The sequence below is a fragment of the Amycolatopsis ponsaeliensis genome, from assembly GCF_030182635.1.
Classification (GTDB): Bacteria; Actinomycetota; Actinomycetes; order Mycobacteriales; family Pseudonocardiaceae; genus Amycolatopsis; species Amycolatopsis ponsaeliensis.
On record NZ_JAPZLD010000106.1, the window covers coordinates 1 to 7,785 of the forward strand.

The window sequence follows — 7,785 nt, forward strand, 5'->3', positions numbered from 1 at the left end:
CCCCCCCCGCGCCCCCCCCCCCCGCCCCCCCCCCCCCCCCCCACCCCCCCGCCCCGCCCCCCCCCCGGCGTGCCCGCCCCACCCAGCCCACCCCCCCCCCCCCCCCCCCCCCCCCCCCCTCTCCACTGGAGGATCCCATGAGACTGCGCCGCACCCTGCCCGTCGTCGCCGGGCTGGCCCTGCTGGCCGGCTGCGCGCCCACCCAGTCCGCGCCTGCCGGCAACGGCGGGGACGAGAAGACCGGCACCGTCCGCGTCTGGCTGTTCGACGAGGCCAACCGCGCGCCGAAGGAGGCCGCGGTCAAGGACGCCATCGCCGAGTTCAAGGCCGCGCACCAGGGCGTCGAGGTCGACGTCCAGTGGGTGCCGGTCGAAGGCCGCGCCGACAAGTTCTCCGGGGCCTTCACCGACCCGGCGAGCGCGCCGGACGCCGCCGAGTTCGGCAACACCGACGTCTCCAGCTACGCCGCCACCAGCGCGCTCGCCGACCTGACCGGCGACCTGGCGTCGTGGAGCGAGGGCAAGGACCTCATCCCGACCGTGCTGGACACCGCGAAGTCCGGCGGCAAGACCTACGGGCTGCCCTGGTACACCGGCATCCGCGCGCTGTACTACCGCACCGACGTCTTCACCGAGCTCGGCCTCAAGCCGCCCACGACGCTCTCGGAGCTGACCGAGGACGCCCGGAAGATCCGCGCCGCCAAGCCGGACCTCTACGGCATCTCGGTCGGCGGCAAGTACACCTACGCGATGCTGCCCTTCCTCTGGGCCAACGGCGGCGAGCTGGCGCAGGAGAACGGCGGCAAGTGGACGTCCACGGTCACCGGTGACCAGGCCAAGGCCGGCGTCACGCAGTACGCGAACCTGCTCAAGGACGACATCTGCCCGCCCGCGCAGTGCGCGAACCTGACCGGCACGCAGAGCGTCACGGCCTTCGCCGGCGGCAAGGCCGGGATGACCATCGGCGGCGACTTCAACCGCAAGGCCGTCGAACAGGGCGCGGTGAAGGGCAAGTACGCCGTCGTCCCGATCCCGGGCACGGCCGCGGGCAGCGTCGCCCCCGCGTTCGCCGGCGGCAACCTCCTCGGCGTCTTCAACGCCAGCAAGCACCGCGGCCTGGCACTGGAGTTCATCGAGCTGCTCGGTGGCGCGAAGTACCAGGAGAAGATGTACACGGCGATGGGGAACCTGCCGACGCTGAGCAGCGTGCAGCAGAAGCTCGCGGCGAACGACCCGTTCCTCAAGCCGTTCGTCGACACGCTCAAGGCGGGCACCAAGTTCGTCCCCGCGACCCCGGCGTGGTCGAAGATCGACAGCCAGAACGTGCTGCCGACGGCCGTCCAGCAGATCGCGACCGGCGGCAAGGACCCGTCGGCCGCGCTCACCGACGCGGCCGCGGCGATGAACAAGGCCTTCGGGTAGTGGTGGCCGTCCAGGAAGCCCCTTCCGTCTCGGCTCCCACGCGGAAGCCGAGCCGGAAGGGGGACGGCCGGGCCGCCGCGCTCTACCTCGCCCCGGCGGGCATCCTGCTCGCGGCGATGCTGGCCTACCCGATCTACCAGCTGGTCCTCATTTCGTTCTACGACTACGGCCAGCCGCAGGCCACGGGCAACGCGCCCCTGGTGTTCCTCGGCTTCGCGAACTACACCGACCTGCTGTCCCAGGTGGAGTTCTGGACGGTGCTCGGCAAGACGGTCGGGTTCGCCGCGGCCTGCGTCGTCGGTTCGCTCCTCGTCGGCACCGGCCTCGCCGTGCTGGCGAGCCGCGTGCGGTCCCTCCCCCGGACGCTGCTGTTCCTCGCCGCGCTCGGCGCGTGGTCGACGCCGGCGATCGCGGGCTCCTACGTCTGGCTGTTCCTCTTCGACACCGACTTCGGCCTGGTCAACGAGGTGCTCTCGGGGATCGGGCTGCCGTTCGAGCACCACTCGTGGACCTTCGGCACACTCGGCGCGTTCGGGCTGGTCGCCGCCGAGGTGATCTGGTGCTCGTTCCCGTTCGTGCTGGTCACGATGTACGCCGGGATCAAGGGCGTCCCCGACGAGGTGCTCGAGGCCGCGTCGCTCGACGGCGCGTCGGTGTGGCGGACGAGCCGGTCGATCGTGCTGCCGATCGTGCGGCCGCTGCTGATGATCGCGACCGTCCAGTCGATCATCTGGGACTTCAAGGTGTTCACCCAGATCTACGTGATGACCAACGGCGGCGGGGTCGCCGGCCGCAACCTGGTCCTCAACGTCTACGCGTACCAACAGGCCTTCGCCGGGCAGGAGTACGGCCTCGGCTCGGCGATCGGAGTCGTCATGACGCTGTTGCTGCTGTCGATCACCGGGCTGTACGTCCGGTCGCAGCGCCGGAGCGCGGCATGGCTGTAGCGGTTCGACGCCCCGGGCGGCTGGTCGCCGAAGTCATCACGGTGGTCATCGCCGGCATCGTCGCGTTCCCGCTGTACTGGATGCTGCTCTCGGCGTTCAAGCCACCGGGCGAGATCCAGTCGGCGAACCCGAAGCCGTGGACGTTCGACCCGTCGTTCGACAGCTTCTCCCGGGTGCTCACGGTGTCCGGCTTCGGGCGGTTCTTCGTGAACAGCCTGGTGGTCGCGCTGGTCGTCGTGGTGCTGTCGCTGCTGCTGTCGTTCCTATCGGCGGTCGCACTGACGCGGTTCTCGTTCAAGGGCCGGACCGTGCTGCTGGTGATGATCCTGGTCGCGCAGATGGTGCCGGTGGAGGCGCTGACCATCCCGCTGTTCTTCCTGATGCGCCAGATCGGCGGCGTCGCGCCGGCGTTCGGGCTGAACGAGCTGGGCTCGCTGGTGCTGGTGCACCTGGCGTTCAGCCTGCCGTTCGCGATCTGGATGCTGCGCGGGTTCGTCGCCGCGGTGCCGGTGGAGCTCGAAGAGGCGGCCAAGCTGGATGGCGCGTCGCGCATGCGGTTCACCTGGCAGATCCTGTTCCCGCTGGTGGCACCCGGGCTGGTCGCGGTGAGCGTGCTCGCGTTCATCCACGCCTGGAACGACTTCCTGTTCGCCAAGACGTTCATCATCTCCAAGACCGAGAACCAGACGCTGCCGCAGGCGATCCTGGTGTTCTTCAAGCCGGAGGACACCGACTGGGGCGCGGTCATGGCGTCCTCGACGCTGATGACGATCCCGGTCCTGGTGTTCTTCGTCCTCGTGCAACGACGGCTGGTGTCCGGGATGGCCGGCGCTGTGAAGGGCTGACATGTCTTTTGCCACCTTGCTCCCCCGTCCGGTTTCGGTGACGCCGGCGCCGGGTTCGTGCCCGTGGCCGTCCACTGTGGACGTCCGATCGGCGTCCTTGCCGGCCGAGGGCTACCGGCTGGAGATCTCGCCGTCCGGCGTCGTGCTGCACTGCGGTGACGCGGCCGGCGAGTTCTACGGGCGGCAGACGTTGCGGCAGCTCGCGGGGCCTCCGGCGTTTCGCACTGTTCCCCTCGACGCGCTTTCGCTGCCGTGCGGTGTCGTGGAGGACCACCCGCGGTTCGGCTGGCGCGGGTGCCTGCTCGACGTCGCCCGGCACTTCCGGACCAAGGCGGAGGTGCTGCGGTTCGTCGACTTGCTGGCCGCGCACAAGCTGAACGTGCTCAACCTGCACCTGACCGACGACCAGGGCTGGCGCTTCGAGGTCCCTGAGTTTCCGCGGTTGACGTCGGTGGGCGGCTGGCGGCCGTCGTCGATGGCCGGCAGCGGGGGCGAGCAGGACGGGCGGCCGCACGGCGGCTTCTACACCGGCGACGACCTGCGGGAGATCGTGGCTTACGCGTCTGCGCGCGCGATCACCGTGGTGCCGGAGATCGACATCCCCGGCCACGCCCGGGCGGCACTGGCGGCCTATCCGTCACTGGGGACTTCGTCGTCGTATGAGATCTGGACCGCCTGGGGCATCAGCACTTCGCTGCTCGACCCGTCGTCGTCCACTTTGGACTTCTTCCGCCGCGTGTTCGACCACCTGCTGGAGATCTTCCCGTCGCCGGTGATCGCACTGGGCGGCGACGAAACCCCGGGCGCGACCGACGAGCACCGCAAGTTCGTCCGCCTGCTGGCCGAGCACCTGGTCGCGCGCGGCCGGACGCCGATGGGCTGGGACGAGGTCCTCGACATCCCCGGCCTGCCCCCGATGGTGATCGGCTCGTGGCAGAACGAGGCGGCGGGTGTCCGGGCCGCTGCCGAAGGGCACGACGTGGTGATGTGCCCGGAGCAGCACGTCTACCTGGACCACCGGCAGGCCGACCACCCGGACGAGCCGATCCCGGTCGGCATGGTCCACACGCTGGAGGACGTCTACGCGTACGAGCCCGCGCTGACCGGGCCGCGGCTGCGCGGTGTCCAGGCGCAGGTGTGGAGCGAACACCTGGACACCGTGCGGCGGGTGGACTACATGGCGTTTCCCCGGTTGTCGGCGTTCGCGGAGGTGGCGTGGAGTAGCGGCGAGCGCGACTACGCGGAGTTCCTGCCGCGACTGCGTGACCACCACCTGCCGCGGCTGGACGCGCTCGGTGTCGAGTACCGGCCGTTGGACGGGCCGCACCCGTGGCAGACCCGGCCGGGCGTCCCCGGCCGGCCCCGCTGATCACGGCAGGTTCCGGCAAAAGAAATCTTCACCGCCCACATTCGTTCGTCGGCACGCGCTCGGTCCAGCGCCCGGTACCTGGCCGCGCCCGAACGCTGGACCGAGCGCGGCCAGATCCTGGACTGCCTGGTCAAACCCGGTTACGGCGCGGCCATGCAGGTCCTCGAGCGCTACCTACTCGCCACCGCTGGAGCTGCCACCGTCGCCTCCGGACGAGGACGAGCCACCGTCTCCACCGGACGAGGACGAGCCGTCGCCACTGGAGTCGCTGCCGCCGTAGCTGGTGCTGCCACCGCCATAGCTGCCGGAGTCACCGGAGTCACCGCCGGAGTCACTGGAGTCACTGGAGTCACTGGAGTCGCTGGAGTCGCCACCGCCGTAGCCGCCGGCGGAATCATCGCCACCGGAGTCGGAGCCTTCAGATGCGGTTCCGGTTTCTCCGGCGTCGGAGTCGGCGGCGCTTTCACCACTGGACGAGGACTTCGCTGCGCCGGTGTCGGTATCCGAACTTGTACTCGGGTCGTCGGTGGCGTCCCCGGGTGTGTCGTTGGCCTGGTTGGGGTCGGTGTCCGTGCTCCGGCCCTGGTTGATGGCATCTGTCGCGCCCTTGGCGGGGGCATCCTGGCCGTCGCCGCCAACCGGCCCCGGATCGGTGTCCGGAGCTCCTGTGTTCACACCACCACCATTCATCACGCCCGGCGCCAATGCATTCTCCCGCGCCGCAGCCAGCGCCTCGGCCGGGTCGCCACCAACCGGCCCCGGATCAGTGTCCGGAGTCCCAGTGTTCACACCACCGCCGTTCATCACACCCGGTGCCAGTGCATTCTCCCGCGCCGCAGCCAGCGCCTCGGCCGGGTCACCGCCGACCGACCCCGGATCAGTGTCCGGAGTCCCTGTGTTCACGTCACCGCCGGTCATCACACCCGGCTCCAGCGCGTGCTCCCGCGCTGCCTCCAGCGCCTGCTGCTGCTCCGCCGCCTCCAGTGCGGCCCTTGCGTCCCGGAGGTTCTCGGGAGCCGGCTCGGGCAGTCCGGGGTCGAGGTTCCGCGGAACCTGCCGGCCCTCCAGTCCGAAGAGGTTGTGGTCGTCGCGGTAGGCCAACTCCGCGCGGTTGAAAGCGTCCTTGAGCGAGTTGAACTGGTCGATCAGGGCATCCCGCTCGTCCCGGGTCTCGGCCTGGTTGATCCAGGAGAGGACGTCGTTCAACGCCACCTTGTACTCGTCCCGCGTTTTCGCAGGAAGCTTGCTCGCCAGCAACTGGTCGTTCAGCCACTGCCGGTCCCCCGCGAGACGGTCCGAGGCTTCCTTGGCCGGACCGAGGGCCCGCCACGCGTCGTACGGGTTCAGGTAGCCCATCGGTTCGTCGATGCCGTCCTTCGCGCGCTGCCTGTTGATCGCCTGCCGTTCCGCACTGGGGAGAAGCGACGGCCCCTCGTTCCGGGGACCTGGCGGGACCGACTCGAAGAACTCCGCCCCCGGGAAGGTCTGGATGATCGGCCGGTCCATCAGCTGCTGCCGGATCCTCGCCAGCGCCAGCGCGGCGTCCTGCTGCTCCTGCGTGAAGTCCTTGTAGTTGTTGACGTCCTCCGCCGCCCGGAGCAGATTTTCCATTCCCGGGGTGGGTTGGAGCACCCCTTCGGGTGGCGGCGGCCCGACTTCCGGTGCACGGACAGCACGACCGGGCCGCGCCGGCTGTGCGGGGCCGAATGGCGACTGCTGCTCCGGAGGTATCGGCGCCGGGCCCGGTCGGGGAGCCGGGCGCGCGATTCCCCCGTTTTGCGCGACCTGAACGCCTTCTCGCTGGGGGCCCGCTTGTGGCTGGTTGTCGGAGGACGGAAGCGCGGCGACGGCCGGTGCGGCGGTCATTCCCGCGGCCAGGGTCACGGCGGCCGCCGCGGCGGCACCGCGGCGGATGCGGCCGCGGTGGAGTCCCCGAAGCGCGTGGAACCATTCCTTGAGGGCGCCGTTCATGGCCTTCACCAGGCTCCTGGTGGGGCGGTCGTTCATGGGGTCGTCCCTTCGGCTCGGGGTGATTCCGCGGCCGCGGGTTGCCAGGCGAACAGGCCGCGAAGTCGTGGAGTGTCCTGGGCTGCACCGGAAAGCTCCGGTGTGATCCGCGCGCCGGCGTCGGCCGGATCCGGTTTCCGTTCGGCGGTCTCCGCACCGGTGACCCGCTTGTCCGGCACCGACGGTGTCACGGTGTTCTCACGTTTCGGCGGCACCGCGGTCAGGGTGAGGGTGGCCGGAGTCGTGCCGCCCGGTCGCGGCTTCTTGGGTCCGTGCGCGAAGAACTCGCGAATGGGCGCCACCGAGCCGTTACCGGCGGGCACCCGCTGCCCCGAGGCCGTCGGCGCGGACTCCGTGGGGTGTGCCGTCACCTCGGAAGCACCCCGGTTCTCCGAACCCGTTCGTGCCGGCACCTTCTCGTTCGCGGCGGCACCAGGGCGCTCGTCGTGACCTTGCGCCGGCAGCACCCTGTTCGCCGGTCGGTGGCCGACGTTCGAGGGCCTCGCGTTCGACGCCTTGTGCGGCGAGGGTGCGTCGTGCCTGGTGCCGGGCTTGGGTTTGGGGGCGTCCACGGAGCGGGCCGGGTCGTCGGGCCGCTGGTCCCTGGAATCGGGAACCCGGTCGCCGTCCCGGTCGGACGCACCATTGTGGACGGCGATGTTCGTCGGGACGGTCATCTTCCCGTCGCCGGGCTTCGGTGGGGTGATCCAGAGCAGTCGCGCGATGCCGGCGGCGATCGGGTCGGCGATCAGGGACGCGCCCTCCTGGTTGGGCCGGAACTGTTCCCCGGGCGCCTGCTGGTCGGGCTGCTCGTTGAACGCCGAGTCGGCGGTGTAGGCCTCGTGGCCGGCGACCGCCGCGGACAGGTCGACCAGGGACGCGCAGTGGCAGATCTGCGCGGCCCGCTCGATCGCCTTGTTCAGGTCGTAGCTGAACTTCCGGACGCTGGTCAGATCGCTTTCACCGACCACGCTCGCGGCGTGCTTGTTCTGTGGGTCCGTGGCCAGCGGGTAGTTCGTCAGCACGATCGTGGCGTGCGGTGCCCGGCTCCTGATTCCGGTCATCACCTGCAGTATTCGTGCGACCAGTGTCGGGGGCCGGCCGGGCGCCGCCGCCGTGGGCGGGGCGCGGGTCACCAGGGCGGGCGCCGTGGCCGCCAGGAGCGCCCCCTCGGGCCTCGTGATCGTGTTGACCGC

General features: G+C 70.5%; 6 protein-coding genes. 4 read left to right on the forward strand and 2 right to left on the reverse strand.

The window, feature by feature from the left end:
- Positions 1-137 precede the first annotated feature (137 nt).
- From QQ657_RS56265 to QQ657_RS56280, 4 genes are read left to right on the forward strand one after another with little or no spacing between them, the layout of a single operon-like run.
- On the forward strand, positions 138-1,421 hold the full coding sequence (locus QQ657_RS56265; protein WP_284750708.1) for an extracellular solute-binding protein: 1,284 nt from the start codon (positions 138-140) through the stop codon (positions 1,419-1,421).
- Positions 1,421-2,368: a carbohydrate ABC transporter permease gene (locus QQ657_RS56270; protein WP_284750709.1), complete on the forward strand. Its 948-nt coding sequence runs from the start codon at positions 1,421-1,423 to the stop codon at positions 2,366-2,368. Before QQ657_RS56265 ends, QQ657_RS56270 begins: the two co-directional genes overlap by 1 nt.
- Positions 2,359-3,213, forward strand: coding sequence for a carbohydrate ABC transporter permease (locus QQ657_RS56275; protein WP_284750710.1), 855 nt, complete (start codon positions 2,359-2,361; stop codon positions 3,211-3,213). Before QQ657_RS56270 ends, QQ657_RS56275 begins: the two co-directional genes overlap by 10 nt.
- Position 3,214: 1 nt before the next feature.
- Positions 3,215-4,582 (forward strand): beta-N-acetylhexosaminidase, encoded by a 1,368-nt coding sequence (locus QQ657_RS56280; RefSeq protein ID WP_284750711.1) that lies wholly within the window; start codon positions 3,215-3,217, stop codon positions 4,580-4,582.
- A 174-nt stretch (positions 4,583-4,756) separates the two neighbouring features.
- On the opposite strand, the gene QQ657_RS56285 is transcribed toward QQ657_RS56280, so the two are convergent.
- Positions 4,757-6,589 (reverse strand): hypothetical protein, encoded by a 1,833-nt coding sequence (locus QQ657_RS56285; protein WP_284750712.1) that lies wholly within the window; start codon positions 6,587-6,589, stop codon positions 4,757-4,759.
- Positions 6,586-7,653, reverse strand: a complete 1,068-nt coding sequence (locus QQ657_RS56290; protein ID WP_284750713.1) for an SGNH/GDSL hydrolase family protein — start codon at positions 7,651-7,653, stop codon at positions 6,586-6,588. Before QQ657_RS56290 ends, QQ657_RS56285 begins: the two co-directional genes overlap by 4 nt.
- Positions 7,654-7,785: the final 132 nt, after the last annotated feature.